The sequence below is a fragment of the Streptomyces sp. NPDC048270 genome (assembly GCF_040652335.1).
Taxonomy (GTDB): domain Bacteria; phylum Actinomycetota; class Actinomycetes; order Streptomycetales; family Streptomycetaceae; genus Streptomyces.
This window is the reverse complement of sequence record NZ_JBEZLV010000019.1, coordinates 133649-150535: the sequence shown is the minus strand read 5'-3', so window position 1 is coordinate 150535 and position 16887 is coordinate 133649. Positions and strand designations below refer to the sequence as shown.

The window sequence follows — 16887 nt, the reverse complement described above, 5'->3', positions numbered from 1 at the left end:
TTCCGATCTGGCCAGGCTCCGCCGTGGGCTGCGCGGGCCGGGTGGCTTCCGCGCCGGCGGACGCGGCCGGGCGAGGCTCCGCCGTGGCCTGCGGGGGCAGGGTCGCTTCCGCGTCGACGCGCCCGGGCCGGCCGGGCACGGCGTCGGCGGACGTGGCCGGTCCGGGCTCGGCCGACTGCGTGCCGGTGGCAGGGCGGGAGCCCGCTCGTTCCGGAGCCGTGGCCCCCCGACCCGTGCCCGCCTGAGGCGAACCTGCTTGGGGCGTGGCTGCGCGGGCCGCGCCCTCGCGGGCCGTGCCGCCATGGGCCGTGTCTTCCCGGCCGGTCCCCGTCGGGGCCGTGCCGGCCGGGGCCGGGCCGGCTCCGGCTGGGCCGCCCTGTGCCGTGCCCGAACGGGCCAGGCCCCCATGGGCCGTGGCCTCGTGGTCCGTGCCTACCGGGGCTGGGGTCCCCTGGGCCGCGCCTTCGCGGGCCGAGTTCCTGTCGGCTCCGCCCGCGCGTGCTGTGCCCCCCTGGCCTGAGCCCTCGCGGGGCGCGGTCCCTGGGGCTGTGGCCGTCCAGGGCGTGCCGTCATGGGCCGTGTCTTCCCGGCCGGTCCCCGTCGGGGCCGTGCCAGTCGGGGCCGTGCCGGTTCCGGCTGGGCCTCCTTGTGCCGTGCCCGAACGGGTCAGGCCCCCATGGGCCGTGGCCTCGTGGTCCGTGCCTGCCGGGGCTGGGGTCCCCTGGTTCGCGCCTTCGCGGGCCGAGTCCCTGTCGACCCCGGCCGCGTGGGGCGCGCCCCCTCGGATGGGGGATTCCCGGGCCGTGCCGGGGCGGGCCGTGCCCCCCTCTGTCGTGTCTTCGCGACCCGTGAACTCCCGGGTCGACTCCGTGGGGGCTGGGGCCCCTTGGGGGGTGGTTTCCCGGACGGTGTCCGCCGGGGCCGTGCCGGCGGCCGTTGGGGTCCCTTGGTTCGTGCCCCTCACGGCCGTGGCCGCCGGGTTTGAGGCCCCCTGTGCCGTGTCTTCCCAGCCCGTACCCGCCCCTGCGTCAGCCGTGCCTGCCGGGGCCGTGCCGTCGCGGGGTGTGGTCCTGTGGGCTGTGCCGTCGCGGGGCGTGCCTGCTTGGGGCGTGGTCTCGCGGTCCGTCCCCGTCGGGTCCGGGGCTGCCGGGGGTGTGCTCCTGTGGGCTGTGCCCTCGCGGGGCGTGCCCGCTTGGAGCGTGGTCTCCTGGTCCGTCCCCGTCGGGTCCGTGCCTACCGGGGACGTGGTCCTGTGGGCTGTGCCGGCGCGGGGCGTGCCTGCTAGGGGCGTGGTCTCGCGGTCCGTCCCTGCCGGATCCGTGGCTGCCGGGTGCGTGCCTGCGTGGGCCGTGCCTTCGCGGGGCGTGCCTGCTTGGGGCGTGGGCTCGCGGTCCGTCCCCGTCGGGTCCGTGCCTGCCGGGTCCGTGCTCCTGTGGGCCGTGCCTTCGCCGGGCGTGCCCGCTGGGGGCGGGGTTTCCCAGTCCGCCCCTGCCGGGGTTGTGCCCGCCGGGCCCGTGCCGGCGCGGGTCATGCCTCCGTCGGTCGTGCCTTCGCGGCCCGTGGACGCCCGGGCCGTGTGCGTCGGGGCCGTGCCGCTGTGGGGCGTGCCCGCCCGGGGCGTACCCGCCTGGTCCGTGCCCGCCCGGCCCGTGCCTGCCCCGGACGGGGCCTCCCCGGACGGGGCCTCCCCGGACGGGGCCTCCCCGGACGGGGCCTCCCCGGACGGGGACTCCCCGGACGGGGCCTCCGGGGCCGGGGCCTCTCGGGCCGGAGTCTCGTCGGACGTGGCCTGCGGCGGTGGGGGCGTGTGGCGCTGGTGGGTGGGGGTGGACCAGCCCAGGTAGGTGCCGCAGTTGGTGCAGAAGTCGTCCGTGGGGGTGTTGGACACGCCGCATACGGGGCACGCGCGCATCGTCGTCGTCACCTTTCCTCGCCTCCGGGCGGTCCCGGCAGGACCTCGACGCGGCAGATCGTGTGGACCGGGCACAGGGTGCGGATCAGGGAGCGGACCCGGTCCGCGTCCACGGGGTGGGGGTCGCCTTCCCGGTGCGGCCAGACCCGGACCAGGACCTCCTCCGCCGGGGCCGGCGGCAGGGCGGTGCCGGGGGTGCGGGACCAGGTGGCGGCGCCGTCGCCGCTGACCTCGGCGGATACGCCCAGGATCAGGCGCAGGGCCTCGGTCAGGCCGCGCCGGGTGCCGCGCCGGCGGTGCAGCTCCACGGCCCGGGCCACCGCCTCGCGCCGCAGCTCCAGCGGCCACCGGGGGTCGTCGGCGCCGCCGACCCAGGAGGCCAGCCAGGGCAGGAAGTCGGCCGGGGCCAGCCGGGGGTCGAAGTAGGCGGGCAGGTTGTCGAGGGCGGAGAACACCGGGGCCAGGACCGTGTCCAGGCCCGCCGTGAACCGCTGGGCGAAGTCGTCCTCGGCGTACAGGGCGGGGAGTTGCCCGCCGAGCGGGTGCCGGCTCGGCAGGCCGGGCACGGCGGCCCGGCTCATCCGCGCACCTCCGGTTCCGGCTCCGTCACGACCACCTGGTGCTGGTAGGAGAAGACCAGCGCGCCCGCGCCGATGTCGATCCGGTCGACCGGAGCCCCGCGCCGCCCTGTGATCGGGTCGGCGGCGAACATCCGTATCTCCTCCACCAGCACGTCCCCGATGGCTCGTTGCAGGACGCCGAACACCTCGCCGTACTGCACGGGCCGCCCGAACGGCCAGCCGGTGCCGTCGGGCCCGCCGCGCAGCGGGTTGAGGTGGCGGAACAGTGCGGCGAGCGCCGCCTCGCGCACCCGGTCGGCGTCCCCGGCCGCGGCCGACAGCCGGGCGACCACGGTGACGCCCTGGTAGACGGGCGGCTCCACGACGAGGCGGGTGCCGATCAGGCGCCGTTCGTCGAGGGTGCGGGTGATGGATTCGAGCACCTGGTCGGAGGGGATCAGCTGCTCGAAGCGGAGCCGGTCGCCCTCGTCGGCGACCGCGTCGGGAACGACGAGGACGCGTACCGCGCCCGGGCCCGCCCCGCCGTCCCGGTCGGGCAGGCAGCGGACCCGGCGTACCGAGGGCGCCGCCTGACGGGCGATGATCTCGTAGTCCTCGGCGGTGACCGCGCGTTCCTGCATGCGCAGGCTCTCCGGCGCCCGCAGCTTGGCGTTGTCGATCGTCTCCCCGGCGACCCCGCCGCGCGCCGCCTCCCGGTTGACGACGCGGGCGACGTACGGGACGGAGCTGCGCAGTACGGAGATCGCCCCGCGCGAGACGTTGCCCGCCGGGCCGCCGCCGGTGCGGTAGCGGGCCACCCGGATCTGGGAGCCCTTGGGCGGTACGGCGCCGCACGCGCGCAGGGTGCCGTCGGCCTCGCGCAGCACCGGCGCGAAGGTGAACTCGCCGGTGGTGGCGTCCACGCGCACGTGCCGGTCGCCGGGCCGCGAGCGGCCGAAGTGCTCCACCACGTCCCAGCGCTGCCACCCCTCGGGGGAGGACACCTCCACCACCGGCGGCTCCCCGTCGAGCAGCACGGGCGGGCGGCCGAGCCGGAAGGCCTGGCCCGCCACCCCCTCCGACGTGCCGAGCGGTACGTCGGAGACCCGCTCGGCGTGCTCCACGGTCATGGTGCCGCCGACGGTGAAGACGGAGGCCTCGCGCACGGTCGGGGACTCCGAGTAGAACGGCTGGCCCGGTTCCGGCGCGGTGACCCGGCAGCGCAGCCAGCCCGCGCGGGTCCCGCTGATCAGCGAGGCCGTGTGCCCGGCCGGTACGTAGACGATGACCTCGCCGGGCCGGTTCAGGCCGCCGGTGCTGTCGGAGTCGGTCTCGCAGAGCTGCCACCGGCCGCCGTCCCATGCCTCCCACACCAGCGGGGGCTGGCGCGGGTCGACGCCGACGCCCTCGACGCGGCTGTCGAGGCGCACCGCGACCACGCACCGCGGCACGGCGGTGGGCAGGCCGAACAGCAGGGCGTCGCCTGGCTCGGGGGTCGGCTGGAAGCAGGGTATGTCGCGGCCCTCGGCGAGCGCGCCGGTCCGGTCGGTGAGGTCGCCGGTGCGGGGTGAGGTGACCAGGCGCGTCAACTCGCTCGGCACGATGCGCAGGTCGTCGGTGGTCGCGAAGACCACCGCCTCCTCGCTCTCGCCGGACGCGGTGGTCACCTCGGTGCCGGCGGGCAGCGTCACCGTCTCGGGCTGGGGAGCCGACAGCCAGAAGTCGACGTCGGCGAGGGCGGCCGAGGGCGGGTACAGCTGGATGCCCAACAGGTCCAGGAACGCCAGGTAGTTCTTGTCGGGGACGCGGTTGAGCCGGTACAGGAGCTGGTCGACGAGGTAGGCGAACGTCTCGATCAGGGTGACGCCCGGGTCGGAGACGTTGTGGTCGGTCCATTCCGGGGCGCGCTGCTGCACGTACCGCTTCGCCTCGTCGACGAGCTGCTGGAACCGTCGGTCGTCCAGGTTGGGGGAGGGCAGGGCCATCAGTCCGCGACCATTTCCTCGGCCCCCTCCTCGGAGGGGATCGTGTAGAAGGGGAAGACCAGGTTGCGCCGGTCGTTGGTGGTGCGCACCGTGTAGTGCACATCGATGTAGAGGGTGCCCGCCTCGACGGAGTCGAAGGCCACGACGACCTCGTCCACCGCGATCCTGGGCTCCCAGCGTTCCAGCGCCTCGCGCACCTGCTGGGCGACCCGCCCGGCGGTGTCGCCGTCGCCGGGGGCGAAGACGTACTCGTGGACTCCGCAGCCGAACTCGGGCCGCATCGGCCGCTCGCCGGGCGCGGTGCCCAGCACCAGCCGGATGGCCTCCTCCAGTTCCCGTTCCCGTTCGACCATGGCGATCCCGCCGGTCGGTCCGACGCGCAGGGGGAAGGCCCAGCCGCGTCCGATGAACCGCTCGCTCATCACACGCCTCCGATCAGGACGTTGGGGGCGCCGGTCAGGACCATCGCGCCGCAGGCGGTCTGGTCGCGGGCCCGTGCGGCGGGCAGGCCGCCGATGAGCACGGTTCCCGCGGTGAGGGCGGCCGGGTTGGGCACGATCACGTTGGCCGGTCCCAGCGCCGCGTGCGGCGGGACCACGCAGACGTGCAGGCTGCCCACGACGGCGGCGGGCCGGCCGCCGATCAGCACCGTCGCGACCGCCGCGGCGGCGCCGGGCGGCGGCGTGGCGAGCCGGCCACCGTGGTTGGTGGGGTCGCCGGTACGGGCTGCGGCTGGCATCGGGAGCTCCTCGGGAGGGGGGAAGGGGCGCGGCAGGGTGCTGAGGGGGCTCAGCTGGGGCGGGCTCAGTTGATGCGGATGAGGCGGGCCTTGAGGACGGCGAGCAGGCCGCCGTTGACGGTGACGTCCGCGGTGCCGGACACCTTCACCGACCGGCCGCCGATGCTCACCCCGGCCGTGCCGTCGATGTCGACCTGTCGGCCGGACACCTTCACGGTGCCCTGCCCGGCGTCCAGGGTGATGCCGGTCTTGTCCAGGAGGACGGAGGTCAGCGGCCGGTTCCGCCCCCCGTAGACGGTGAGTTCGATCCGGTCGCGCCGGTCGTCCATGCGTACTTCGAGCCGCTCGTCCCCGGTGACGAGCCGCAGGCCGGACGGGCCCGGGGCGGCCGCGTCCAGCAGTTCCACGCGGTGGCCCGACCGCGAGACCAGGGAGCGGCGGTTGACCTTGCCGCTGGTCTTGTCGATCAGCGGCACGTCGTGCGGGGAGGGCTGGTCCACGCCGTTGTAGAGCCCGCCGATGACGTACGGGCTGTCGAGCAGCCCCTGCTCGAACCCGACGAGGACCTCGTCGTTGACCTCGGGGCTCACGATGCCGCCGCCGCCCTTGCCGCCCCACTGGACGGTGCGCACCCAGTCGGTGACGTAGGTGTCGTCGAGCCAGGGGAACTTCAGGCGTACGGCGCCGCGCTGGGAGCCGTTCGGCTCGCGTACGTCCGTGACCACGCCGGTCGCCAGGCCGGGGAGGCGCGGACCGCGGCCCGGCGCGTTGGCGCCGGTCACCAGGCCGGTCAGGGAGCGGTCGGGGCTGGCGCTGACCCACACGGTGGTGCGGTAGCCGCCGTGCGGCTCCAGTACGTGCTGCACGGCCGTCGCCGTGTACCGGCCGGAGAAGGCCTGCCCCACGTTGCCGAGCGCCACCGGCTTGCCCGCCCGCAGCATCGGGTTGCCCTCGGCCACGGCCTCCAACTCGCCGAAACCGGCGCTGGTCTGCGCCGCCGCCGCTTTGGCGGCCGCCATGGTCTCGGCCTGCGTGCGGTACGGGGTGTCGGTGACGGCCACGGCGGACGCGCCGAACCGTGCGGCGAGCCGGGGGCTGAGGCCGGGCACCACCGTGTCGCTGACCACGGAGGGCTGCTCGGCGACGAGCGGCCGCTTGGTGGTCACGTCCCAGCCGCGGACCTGCACCTTCGAGGCGCCGTCGGCGGCCGACAGCGCGGCGCGCAGGGCGAGGAGGTTGCGCCCGTACTCCAGGACCATCGGATCGCGGGTGGCGGACGTCGAGGGGGCGGGCGCGCCGGAGGCCTTCACTGGCCGGGTGAACTGGAGCAGCCCCTTCTCGTCGATGCGCACCTGCGCGCCGCTCTCGGAGGCGAGGTACTGCAGGAAGTCCCAGTCGGAGACGTTCGCCTGCGACAGCTGCTTGTAGGTGACCGGCGCGGCCTCCACCTTCCCGACGGCCAGTCCGGCGCCCGCGGCCACCTTGCGGACGATGGCCGCGGCCGTCATGTTCCGGTACGCCACGACCTTGCGGCCGCGCTGGAGGCGGTGCGCCTTGGAGTAGGCGCGGACGACGGTGAACGAGCCGGTGCGGTCGCGGTCGATCTCCAGGGCCGTGACCTCGCCGTTGAACAGCCGCTCCCGCGCCTGCCCCTTCACGGTCGTGACCGACACCCGCAGCGGGGTGCCGATGGTGATGCCGGTGGCGCGCAGGAACTCGTGGTCGGGGTCGCGGTAGGTGAGCACCGCGGTGTCCGGCAGGCCCACGTTCTCGTCCACCACGCAGCTCACCAGCTGCGCGGCCCAGACCGGGGGTAGTTCGCCGGGCGACTCCACGATCGGGTCGGCCGCGAACGACCGGCCCCCGGGTTCGGATCCGCTCACCGCTGCTCCTCCTCGCCGCCGTTTTCGTGGTCCTGTACGCCCGGCACCACGAGCTCGGTGCCCGGGACGAGCGCCATCGGGTCGTCGATGCCGTTGGCCTCCGCGATGGCCCGCCAGGCCGTGGCGTCGCCGTACTCGCGCCAGGCCAGCATCGCCAGGCTGTCGCCGGCCACCACGGTGTGCGTGCTGCGGGCGGTGCGCGACCCGGAGGTGGGGTTCTGGCCGGGCGGGTCGACGCTCGCCTCCTCGATGGACAGCGAGCAGGTGGCGCGCAGCGGCTTGCCGTCCACGTCGAAGAGCGTGTACGAGACCGACAGGTTCGACAGGACCCCGTCGAAGGAGGTCGTCCGGGCGCTGCCCCACTCGAAGCGCACCCAGGGGCTGGCGGGCTTCTTGCGGCCGAGGCTGGCCGGGGTCGGCACGCACGCCTTCATCAGCTTCTCCACGGCCTGCTCCACCGAGTTGTCGTGGGTGGCGGTGGCGTCGAGGAACACGTCCAGGCTCAGGGTGCGCGGACCGCTGCCCACGAACTCGGGCAGCGCCGACTGCCCCGCCATGCGCGACGGGGACCGCCGCCACTCGGTGGTCTTGCCCAGTTGCAGGGTCGACGGGTTGAACTGGAGGTCGAGCTTGGCGATCGTCCCGCCCGGTTTGGCGCCGACCGAGGCGGGGGGCTCTTTGAGGGTGAGCTGGGCCCTGGCGCGGCTGGCGCGTGCCGAGGAGGCCATGGCGCGGGCTCCCTTCCGGAGCGGGGACGGCGGGTGGGTGCGGGAGGAAAGGGCGGGGGCGGGAGGAAAGGGTGGGGGCGGTCGGGAGGGCGGGGTCGGGAAGGCGGGTCGGGAAGGCGGGTCAGGAGGGGAGCAGGCCCGCGTGGGCGATCTCCAGCGTCTCGATCGCCGCGGCGGAGTTGGCGGGGTCGAAGGACGGCCCCTGCCAGCGGACCGGGACGATCCCGAACACCTGCCAGCTGATGATCCGGCTCAGGTCGGGCCGCAGCGCCACGATCTCCCCGTCCTTGGGCTCGACCCGCCGCAGCGTTTCGTCCAGCCATCGGCCGATCTTCGCGGTGTCGGTGGTGACGGGCCGGGTGAGCGTGATGTTCGACCAGGTCACGCGGCCCGGCAGCTGCCAGGTGAAGCCGTTGTTGCCGCCCTCGGCGTAGCTCTCCATCTCGACCTCGGCGCCCATGCCGGAGCAGGTGTGGAAGGCGCCCAGGTCGTTGCCGCCGATCGCCAGGCGGAAGAACACGCTGGTCGCGAAGATGTTGTCCGTCATCGGTCCGTGGTCCGTTTCTCGTTCGTACGTGTTCCCGGCGCGCTCAACGGCGTCCGTCGAAGGGCCGGCCGGCGCGTTCGCGGCCGCGCCGCAACTCGGTGCGCAGCAGGCGGGCGACCGGGTCGAGCAGACGGCGGGCCAGGTCGTCGAGGTCGGAGTCGGGGACCTGTGGAGCCGCGTCGCGCGGCCGGTCCGCGGCCGTGGTCGTGGTCGTGGCCGGGCGCCGGCCGCCGCCGGGTGCGGGTGAGGGCGCGGCCGTCTGGATGCTGACCGGCCCCGGGGTGCTCCGGCCGCCGGCCGCGGCGCGCTGGACCGGCGGCGGGCCCGGCGGTGGGCCCGGCGGTGGCGTGGAGCCGGTCGCTGCCGGGGGGACGGCGGGGGCCGGCGCCCGGGGCCGCACCACGGGGACGGGCTGTGCCGGCGGCGTGGCCGCCGGGGAGGGCCGGCCCACGAGCGGCGGGGCGAGCGGGTCCGTCACGGGCAGCGCGGGGGCGGCCGGTACGGCGCGTACGGGACGGGGGGCGTGGCCCGGGTGACCCGAGAGGGCGGCGGGACGCACCGGCCCGCCCGTGGCCGCGGCACGCTGGACCGGCCGCGGTGCGGAGGACGGGGCGGGCCAGCAGGCCGCGACCACCGGACGGCTCGCGGGGCGTGCAGCGGGGGCGGCGGCGCTCCCCATGTCCCGGGTGTCGAGGGGGAGGGGGCGGGCCGCCAGGAGCTGGAGGGTGCGGGGCGCGGGCGCGGGGCTGTGGGGCGGGGTTCCGCTCCGGTCGGTGACGGGGCGGGCCGCGACGAGCGGGACCGGGCCGCCGCCCGGGGGAGCGGCCTTGGCCGTCAGGCCCGGGGAGGCGGTGGCGGCCCGCTGGACGGCTCCGGGGACACCGTGCTGTGTGTCGCCCGGGCCCAGCAGGGGCGTGTGGACGGACGACGCCCGGGACCGGGACGAGGCGGGCGGCGCGGCGCTGGACGGCAGTGCGGGCAGGGGTGCCCCCAGCCCGGAGCGCATGCGCGGCGCGGGACGGCCCGCGGCCGGATCCGGACGGTCGGCCGCGGATTCTGCCCGTCGCTGGACCGCGGGCATGGCCGGAGCACGGCCGGGGCCGGCCGACGGCGCGGCGGTGGGCGGCAGTTCGGGGAGCGGTGCGCCGAGGGGGGCGCGGGTGCGGGTCTTCGGGTCGGCCGGGGCCGGGTTCGGGCCGCCGGCCGAGGGTGCCGTCTGCCGCTGGACCGTGGGCAGGGCCGGGGCGGGTGCGGTGTCGGGGGTCGCCGCTGCCGGGCGGGCCGACGGCACGGCGGTGGCGGGCAGTTCGGGGAGCGGTGCGCCGAGGGGGGCGCGGGTGTGGGCCCGCTGGACGGGCGAATGCGGCTCGGCCGGGCCCGCGGTGTCCGCGGTGGGTTGCGGCTGCCGCTGGACCGTGGGCATGGCCGGAGCGGTGCCGGGGTCGGCGGCCGGGCCGGTCGACGGCGCGGCGGTGGACGGCGCGGCGGTGAACGGCAGTTCGGTCAGGGGCGCGCCGAGGGGGGCGCGGGTGTGGGCCCGCTGGACGGGCGAATGCGGCTCGGCCGGGCCCGGACCGTCGGCGGCGGGGCGGGCCGGCGGTTCGGTGCGGGGTGCGGGGGCCTGGGCCCGCTGCGCGGGGGTCTTCGGGCCGGCCGGGCCCCGGTTCGGGTTGTCGGCCGTGGGCTCGGTGTGGCGCTGGACCGTGGGCATGGCCGGGGCGGGTACGGCGTCAGGGGTCGCCGAAGGACGGGCGGACGGCGTGGCCGCGGAGGGCGGTCCGGTCAGCGGGGCACCGAGCGGTGCGCGGCTTTCCGCGCGCTGCACGGGCACGCCCGAGTCGGCCCCGGCCCCGGCCCCGGCCGACTGCGACGCGGCCGTCGGCGGGTGGGTGGGACGTACGACGGACACGCGCCGCCTGGGCGCGGCAGGGACCCGGGCCACGGTCAGCGCGCGGCCGACGGCGCGCGGCCGGACCACGGTGGTACGGGCGCTGCCGGAGGCCTCGGGAACGGGCGACTGCCCGCCGGTACGACCGGCCTGGGCACCCGCGGCGGCCGCGGCGGAGGCCGGTGCGCCGGAACCGGACGTGCGGGCCGCGGCCCGCTGGACGGCCGGGGCGGCCGATGCACCGGACGGCGACGGCGACGGCGACGGGGTCGGGGACGCGGGGGTACGCCCGGCCGAGGCCGCCCGGGCCGCCGGAGAGGCTTCGGCGGGTACTCCGGGGACCACGGCGATCCGGCGGACCAGCGGGAACCGCGGGGGCGTCGGCGTGCGGCCGGCCTCGGCTGTGCCGCGGCCCGGAGCCTCGGCCCGCTGCACGGCGGGAGCGGGTGTGCCGAGCACGGCCGCCGCGGAGTGCGTGGACGTCAGGCCGCGGGTACCCGGCGTCCCCCCGGCCGGCGCCGTGCCGGACCGGGCCTCCCGGCCGCCGCCACGGGCGGTGGAACGGGCGGTGGTACGGGCGACGACCGGGCCCGGCGCCGTGCCTCCGTCGGCGGCGGAACGCGAGGGATCGCCGCTGCGGGACGGCGATGCGGCGCCGGGCGGCGCGGACGGGCCCGGGCCCACCGCGGGTGCGGACGCGGGCGCGGCCCCGGCCACCGCCGGTCCGTGCGGAGCCGGGCCGTCAGGTCGGGACGACGCGGCGCCGGACGAGGGCGCGCGGGACGACCCGGCGCGGGATGACGTGGCGCCTGACGACGCGGCGCCGGACGAGGGCCCGCGGGACGACGCAGCGCCGGACGACGCGGAGCCGGACGACGCGGAGCCGGACGACGCGGAGCCGGACGACGCGGAGCCGGACGACGCGGAGCCGGACGACGCGGAGCCGGACGAGGGTGCGCCGGACGACGCAGCGCCGGACGACGCAGCACGGGACGACGCAGCGCCGGACGACGCGGAGCCGGACGAGGGGGCGCCGGACGAGGGGGTCTCGGCGACGCGGCCCCCGGGCGGCGTGGCGCCGGAGGCGGGGGTGCCGGGCCGCACTCGGCGCGAGATCTGCGGGGTGTCGCGCCGCGAGGAGCCCTGTGCGCCGCGGGCGGACGGTGCGGGCCGGGCCGGTTCGGACGGCGCCGGCCCCGGTGCGGTGTCGGCCCCGGACGGGCTCCGCAGCGCACGCAGCAGCAGCGGACCCCCGCCGCGGGAGCCTGAGGCGGAGGCTGGGGCCGGGCGGGCGGCGGCGGGGCGGGCGACCCCGCGTACCAGGCCGGCCGGAGCGGACGGCAGCACGGCGTGGGCGAGCCCGGTGTCGAACGACGGATCGCGCCACGCGGCCAGGCCGGACCGGAAGGCCAGCCCGTCGCTGACGCCCAGCGGTGCGCGTGACACGGTCAGCCGGGGCGCCGCGGTCATCCGCCAGCCGCCGTCCCAGTCGCCCGGTACGCCGGTCTCCCGTGCGGCAGCCGCCCGGCCGCTCGGCGTTGCCGTCCCGCCGCCGGGTGTGGCCGTCCCGCCGGGGGACGCCGCCCGGCTGCCCTTCGCGGCGTCCGGCACGGCGGCGCGCCGACGCAGCCTGTCCCGCCATGCCATGTGCTCAACCGCCTTCGTTCACACGGGTGTTGATACGAGCTATCTCGGTGACCCACTCCTGTCGCTCGCCATGGGTCAGGTCGAGGATCTCGTCGCGTTGCCAGTGGAAGTGGTAGGCGATGTACGCGATCTCCTCCCTGAGCCGGGGGAGGGCGTACGTCACGATTCCCCCAGGCGCCCACCGGAGAGGTCGACCTCGAAGCCGCCTTCGCAGTGCGGGCAGGTGACTGCCGCGCGGGTGTGCCCCTCGCTGTTGACGCGCCGGTAGAAGTCCTGGAGGAACGCGACGTCGGTCGCGTACATCCGCTCCACGATCCCGGCGTGCACGTCGGTGATCGTGCCGAGCCGGGTGATCACCTGGCTGAGCAGGACCACGCTCAGGTACGCCGGGTTCTCCTTGACCCGCAGGTCGATCTGCGGGCGCAGCTCGTCGCGGGCGGTGGCCAGGCGCATGGAGCCGTGCCGGTGCACGGTCCCCGCCTCGTCCACGTACCCGCGCGGCAGCTCGAACTCGAACTCGGTGCGCAGCCCGTGGTCCTCGCGAGGGGCCGGAGCGGCGGCGGCCGGGGGAACCGCCGCCTGCTCCGGGGTCTGGGTGGGCGCCGTGACCTGGAGGATCTCCTCCAGGCTGCCCGCGGTGACCGTACGGCGCCTCATTCGACGATGATCTCCTCGAACACGATGGTCACGGACTCGGTGGCCGCCGCGGACTCGCCCGCCTTGAGGGAGGGGCCCTCCCACTTGGAGGCCCAGCCCTGCATCAGCTGGATGCGGCGCACGGTCGCACCCGTGGAGTCCTTGATCTCGATGGTGAGGTTCTGCCGCGCGGTGTCGACGGCCCCGTTGTTCAGGGTCTCCTTGATCCACTTGGTGAACTCGCTGCTCTTGTCGAGTCCCCGGGTGATCGTCACCTCGCCGGCCTGGCGGGCGCCGGGCTGCTTGCGGATGATCTGCTTGCCCTCCGCGCTGACCTGGCGGACCTCGACGACCTCTTCCTCGACGGTCAGTCCGCTGATCTCCTGGATCGATTCGACCAGGTAACCACCGAGCTGTACGCCGAAGATATGGGTGGAAAGAGCATCGCCCTCTGCCATGACTGTTCTTCACCTTTCCTTGCTGATACGGCTGCTGCGGCCCCCGCGGCCGTACCGGCCGCCGCGGCTGTCACTCGTCGACGAGGCTGGTGCTGTCGGAGAACTGGGCCAGCCGGAACACCACGAACTCGGCGGGCTTGACGGGCGACACGCCGATCTCGCAGACCACGCGGCCCTGGTCGATCGACTCCTGCGGGTTGTTGTCCCGGTCGCACTTGACGTAGAACGCCTCCGCCGCCGTGCGGCCGAACAGGGCGCCGCGGCGCCACTCCTCGGTCAGGAACGCGGTGACGTTGCGCCGGATGCTCGACCAGAGCCGGTCGTCGTTCGGCTCGAAGACCACCCACTGGGTGCCCAGGAGGATGGACTCCTCCAGGTAGTTGAAGAGGCGGCGCACGTTCAGGTAGCGCCAGGCCGGGTCGGAGGAGAGGGTGCGGGCGCCCCAGATCCGGATGCCCCGGCCGGGGAAGGCCCGTACGCAGTTCACGCCGATCGGGTTGAGCAGGTCCTGCTCGCCCTTGCTCAGGCGCAGCTCCAGGTCCACCGCGCCGCGGATCACCTCGTTGGCGGGAGCCTTGTGCACACCGCGCTCGGCGTCGCTGCGCGCCCACACGCCGGCGATGTGGCCGCTCGGCGGGACGGTCGTGTTGCGCCCGGCGGCCGGGTCGAAGACCCGCACCCACGGGTAGTAGAGGGCGGCGTAGCGGGAGTCGTAGCCCGCCTCGTCGTTGCGCCAGGTGCGCACCTGCTGCGCGGAGAGCCCGGGCGGGGTGTCCAGGACGGCGACCCGGTCGCCCATCTGCTCGCAGTGCGAGATCACCGCGAGTTGCACGGTGCGCACGCCTTCGGCGTCGATGTCGCCGCGCTGGTAGGCGCTCATCAGGTCGGGGACCGCGACCATGGTGATCTCGTCGATGGTCTCCAGGCCGGCGAACCCGGTGCGGGCGGCCGCGTCGCCGACGTACTCGGCCGGGTCGAGCCGAGACGCGGCGCCCTGGCCGGCCACGGCGGCCGCGGCCGCGTTGTCGGGCAGGGCCACGGTCTGGCCGGCGGGCCGGACCTGGCTCGCGGTGCGCTGCTCGGTGACCTCGATCAGCTTCGAGGCGCGGGCCTGGGTGACGAGGTAGCCCTTGACGTTCTTGCGGGCGGAGGCCTCGTAGGTCTCGGCCACCTGCTCGCCCTGGCGGACCAGGACCTTGAAGCGGTCCTCGGGCGGGTTCTCGCCGTCCGCGTCGGCGATCTCCACGGACACGCCGCTGACGCCCGGCCGCGCCGCGATCAGGAAGCCGCCGAGCTCGACCGGCTCCCCCGCGCGCAGCTGGGGGCGCCCGCTGCCGGCGGCCGGTGCGGAGGTGTCCTGGCCGGACCCGCCGACGCGGACCACGTACGCGGCGCCGCCGCCGTTGGCGAAGTACCCGTAGACCGCGTGGGGCAGGTAGGTGCCCTCGGTGAAGCCGCCGAAGTGCTGGCTGTACTGGTCCCAGCTGGTGACCAGGGTGGGCTCGTGGAACGGGCCGCTCTGGGCGAATCCGACGAACGCGGCGACGGCGGTGCCGACCCCTTCGATCGGGCGAGCACCGGACTGCACCTCCTCCACGTACACACCCGGGGTGAGGTACGTCGGCATGCTCGCTCCTTCGTCTTGCTGCTGCGTGTCCGGGACCGTGTCCAGGTCCGGATCCAGGTTCGTATTCAGGTCCTTGAACAGCCTTTCCGGCGGCCGTCGCCCCTGGCAGAGACCTCCGGACCTGGCCGGGGGCAAGGGGGCTGCCCTCCCGGTCGCCGGCGGCGGACCGGCCAGGCAGCGCGCCCGGCCGGTCCGCCGCCGCCCGGCTCACACGTGCGTGACCTGGCCCACGTACGGCCCGAACTCCCCTTCCAGGAGCAGCCGGCCGAGCTTGCGGTACTCCTGGGCGACGGCCGTCACCACCTGGGACATGGTCAGCGGGCCGCCCGAGGCCGCCGCGGAGTAGGCGGCGGTCACCGCGCAGGCCCGGATGGAGCCCCCCGCCAGCTCGAACCGGTCCGCGCAGAAGGCGAGGTCGAGGTCGCCGGCCCGGGGCAGCCGCTCGCCCAGGCACCGCTCCCACAGGGCCAGGCGCTGGGCGGCGTCGGGTACCGGGAAGTCCGCGACCACGTCGAGGCGGCGGGTGAAGGCCTCGTCGAGGTTGGCCCGCAGGTTGGTGGTCAGGATGGCGATGCCGTCGAAGGACTCCATCCGCTGGAGCAGGTAGGCCGACTCCATGTTGGCGTGCTTGTCGTGGGAGTCCTTGACCTCCGAGCGCTTGCCGAAGATCGCGTCGGCCTCGTCGAACAGCAGCACCGCGTTGACGGCCGAGGCCTCGGTGAAGATCCGCTCCAGGTTCTTCTCGGTCTCGCCGACGTACTTGTCGACGACCGTGGACAGGTCCACCACGTACAGGTCCATGCCCAGGTCCGCCGCCACGACCTCGGCGGACATGGTCTTGCCGGTGCCGGAGGAACCCGCGAACAGGGCGATCACCCCGCGCCCGCGGCCGCCGCCGGGCCGCATGCCCCACTGCCCGAGCACCTGGTCGCGGTGGCGGGCGCGCACCGCGAGTTCCCGCAGGCCGCGCAGGGTGGGGGCGGGGAGCACCAGGTCGTCCCAGGTCACCGCGGGCTCCACCCGGCGGGCGAGGCGGGCGAGTCCGGCGCCGTTCTGGGCCCGTACGGCGCTGCGCAGGTCCTCCGGGGAGACCGGGCGGCCGTCGAGCGCGGCCGTGCGCACCGCGGTGCCGGCCGCGCGGCGCAGCTGCCCGGCGTCGAGCCGGTGCGCGGACACGGACCGGGCGAGGGCGTCGGCGTCCCCGGCCGTGCCGTGCTCCCCGGCGGCCCCTTCCAGGGCGAGCCGCCAGCGGGTGACGTGCCGGCCGGGGTCGGGGGCCGCCACCGTCAGGGTGAGGGGGGTGTCGGCCGCCCAGGCGGGCTCCCAGCCGCCCGCGCCGTACGTGAACAGGGGGAGGCCGCGCAGCACCGTGCACAGCGTGCGCAGGACGCGGGCCCGCTCGTCGGGCTTGTCGGGCAGGTCCTCGATCGGGCCGAGCAGCACCCCGGCGCCGGTGAGACGGGCCTCGCGGGCGGCGGCGCGGGCGAGTTCGGCCACGGCAGGGGTGTGGGGTGCCAGGGCGGCGGCGTCCAGGGCCAGCGGGCTCAGCCCGCTCGCGCGCAGCGCGGCGGCGGCCAGCCCGACGGGATCGCCGCCGCGGGTGCGCAGGTGGACGTGGCCGGTGCCGCTGCGGGCCGCGGCGACGGCCCGGTGCAGCTCGGCGGGGTCGACGGCCGGGTCGTCCGCCGCTCCGCCGAGTACCTCGGCCAGCCGCGGGTCGGGCGAGGTGTCGCCGAGCAGGTGGGCGGTGACCCGGTCCGGGACGGCCAGCACCCGGGACAGGGGCGGCCGTTCGGGCTCGGCCACCTCCAGCAGCCCGCCCGCGACCAGCGGAGCGGCGGGGGAGAGCCGGAACCGCGCGGCGGCGGCCCCGGTGCGGCCGCACAGCTCGAGGGCGAGGCCGACGGTGGGCCGGCGGCGGGTCAGGTCGTCGTTGAGGTAGCCGTAGAGCCGCTCGAAGCGGGCGTCCAGGTCCGGGGCCAGGGCGACCAGGAGCAGGTCCAGGTCGAGCGGAGCCAGCGCGAAGCGCCTGGCCAGGACGTCGAGCGGGGAGCCGGGCGGGGGGTCCGCCGGGGCGGGTTCGGGCGGGCCGGGGTCGTGCCGCGCGTCCAGGAGGCGGGCGGCGGCGTCGGGGGTGAGGTACTGGCCCCGGTAGGGGTCGTCCGGGTCGGGGTCGACGGCGCGCCGGAGCGCCACGGCACGGCGCACCCGCTCCTCGACGCACTGGAGCCGCTCCCACAGGTGGGGATCCGGGCCGGCGGGGGCCGGGATCTGGTC

At 76.3% G+C, this 16887-nt stretch carries 13 protein-coding genes; all 13 read right to left on the bottom strand.

Translation table 11 applies throughout. The features are described 5' to 3' along the window. Positions 1-1920 precede the first annotated feature (1920 nt). The 13 genes from AB0D66_RS19120 to AB0D66_RS19060 all read right to left on the bottom strand — a co-directional run bounded on the left by AB0D66_RS19120 (position 1921) and on the right by AB0D66_RS19060 (position 16881). A complete protein-coding gene (locus AB0D66_RS19120) occupies positions 1921-2493 on the bottom strand; it encodes a phage tail protein (protein ID WP_362304368.1) in 573 nt (190 codons plus the stop codon). Beyond that, complete coding sequence (locus tag AB0D66_RS19115; RefSeq protein ID WP_362304365.1) at positions 2490-4457, bottom strand: putative baseplate assembly protein; 1968 nt, start codon at positions 4455-4457, stop codon at positions 2490-2492. The genes AB0D66_RS19120 and AB0D66_RS19115 overlap by 4 nt, the downstream gene beginning before the upstream one ends. Continuing rightward, positions 4457-4879 carry a GPW/gp25 family protein gene (locus AB0D66_RS19110; RefSeq protein WP_362304362.1) on the bottom strand — a complete coding sequence of 141 codons (423 nt, stop codon included), beginning with the start codon at positions 4877-4879 and terminating at the stop codon, positions 4457-4459. Before AB0D66_RS19110 ends, AB0D66_RS19115 begins: the two co-directional genes overlap by 1 nt. Next, positions 4879-5196 (bottom strand): PAAR domain-containing protein, encoded by a 318-nt coding sequence (locus AB0D66_RS19105; protein WP_362304360.1) that lies wholly within the window; start codon positions 5194-5196, stop codon positions 4879-4881. The genes AB0D66_RS19110 and AB0D66_RS19105 overlap by 1 nt, the downstream gene beginning before the upstream one ends. Before the next feature lie 65 nt (positions 5197-5261). Then, the gene (locus AB0D66_RS19100; RefSeq protein WP_362304357.1) at positions 5262-7079 is read right to left on the bottom strand and encodes a VgrG-related protein; all 1818 of its coding nucleotides are present in this window, start codon (positions 7077-7079) and stop codon (positions 5262-5264) included. Continuing rightward, a complete protein-coding gene (locus AB0D66_RS19095; protein WP_362304355.1) occupies positions 7076-7807 on the bottom strand; it encodes a LysM peptidoglycan-binding domain-containing protein in 732 nt (243 codons plus the stop codon). The genes AB0D66_RS19100 and AB0D66_RS19095 overlap by 4 nt, the downstream gene beginning before the upstream one ends. Before the next feature lie 121 nt (positions 7808-7928). Further along, positions 7929-8354, bottom strand: a complete 426-nt coding sequence (locus AB0D66_RS19090; RefSeq protein WP_362304352.1) for a phage tail protein — start codon at positions 8352-8354, stop codon at positions 7929-7931. Between the two features lie 43 nt (positions 8355-8397). Continuing rightward, positions 8398-11889, bottom strand: a complete 3492-nt coding sequence (locus AB0D66_RS19085) for a hypothetical protein (RefSeq protein WP_362304349.1) — start codon at positions 11887-11889, stop codon at positions 8398-8400. A gap of 4 nt (positions 11890-11893) precedes the next feature. Beyond that, positions 11894-12052: a DUF6760 family protein gene (locus AB0D66_RS19080; RefSeq protein WP_167739575.1), complete on the bottom strand. Its 159-nt coding sequence runs from the start codon at positions 12050-12052 to the stop codon at positions 11894-11896. Then, on the bottom strand, positions 12049-12546 hold the full coding sequence (locus tag AB0D66_RS19075; protein ID WP_069920724.1) for a zinc-ribbon domain-containing protein: 498 nt from the start codon (positions 12544-12546) through the stop codon (positions 12049-12051). The genes AB0D66_RS19080 and AB0D66_RS19075 overlap by 4 nt, the downstream gene beginning before the upstream one ends. Next, complete coding sequence (locus AB0D66_RS19070; RefSeq protein WP_030388073.1) at positions 12543-12983, bottom strand: phage tail protein; 441 nt, start codon at positions 12981-12983, stop codon at positions 12543-12545. Before AB0D66_RS19070 ends, AB0D66_RS19075 begins: the two co-directional genes overlap by 4 nt. A gap of 70 nt (positions 12984-13053) precedes the next feature. Next, positions 13054-14610, bottom strand: coding sequence for a phage tail sheath family protein (locus tag AB0D66_RS19065; protein ID WP_362304344.1), 1557 nt, complete (start codon positions 14608-14610; stop codon positions 13054-13056). Between the two features lie 207 nt (positions 14611-14817). Further along, positions 14818-16881: an ATP-binding protein gene (locus AB0D66_RS19060; protein ID WP_362304386.1), complete on the bottom strand. Its 2064-nt coding sequence runs from the start codon at positions 16879-16881 to the stop codon at positions 14818-14820. Between the last annotated feature and the right edge of the window lie 6 nt (positions 16882-16887).

Excerpts from the sequence above, each read along its gene's own strand:
- AB0D66_RS19120 (WP_362304368.1), bottom strand. The coding sequence starts at position 2,493 with ATGAGCCGGGCCGCCGTGCCCGGCCTGCCGAGCCGGCACCCGCTCGGC.
- AB0D66_RS19115 (WP_362304365.1), bottom strand. The coding sequence starts at position 4,457 with ATGGCCCTGCCCTCCCCCAACCTGGACGACCGACGGTTCCAGCAGCTC.
- AB0D66_RS19110 (WP_362304362.1), bottom strand. The coding sequence starts at position 4,879 with ATGAGCGAGCGGTTCATCGGACGCGGCTGGGCCTTCCCCCTGCGCGTC.
- AB0D66_RS19105 (WP_362304360.1), bottom strand. The coding sequence starts at position 5,196 with ATGCCAGCCGCAGCCCGTACCGGCGACCCCACCAACCACGGTGGCCGG.
- AB0D66_RS19095 (WP_362304355.1), bottom strand. The coding sequence starts at position 7,807 with ATGGCCTCCTCGGCACGCGCCAGCCGCGCCAGGGCCCAGCTCACCCTC.
- AB0D66_RS19090 (WP_362304352.1), bottom strand. The coding sequence starts at position 8,354 with ATGACGGACAACATCTTCGCGACCAGCGTGTTCTTCCGCCTGGCGATC.
- AB0D66_RS19085 (WP_362304349.1), bottom strand. The coding sequence starts at position 11,889 with ATGGCATGGCGGGACAGGCTGCGTCGGCGCGCCGCCGTGCCGGACGCC.
- AB0D66_RS19075 (WP_069920724.1), bottom strand. The coding sequence starts at position 12,546 with ATGAGGCGCCGTACGGTCACCGCGGGCAGCCTGGAGGAGATCCTCCAG.
- AB0D66_RS19070 (WP_030388073.1), bottom strand. The coding sequence starts at position 12,983 with ATGGCAGAGGGCGATGCTCTTTCCACCCATATCTTCGGCGTACAGCTC.
- AB0D66_RS19065 (WP_362304344.1), bottom strand. The coding sequence starts at position 14,610 with ATGCCGACGTACCTCACCCCGGGTGTGTACGTGGAGGAGGTGCAGTCC.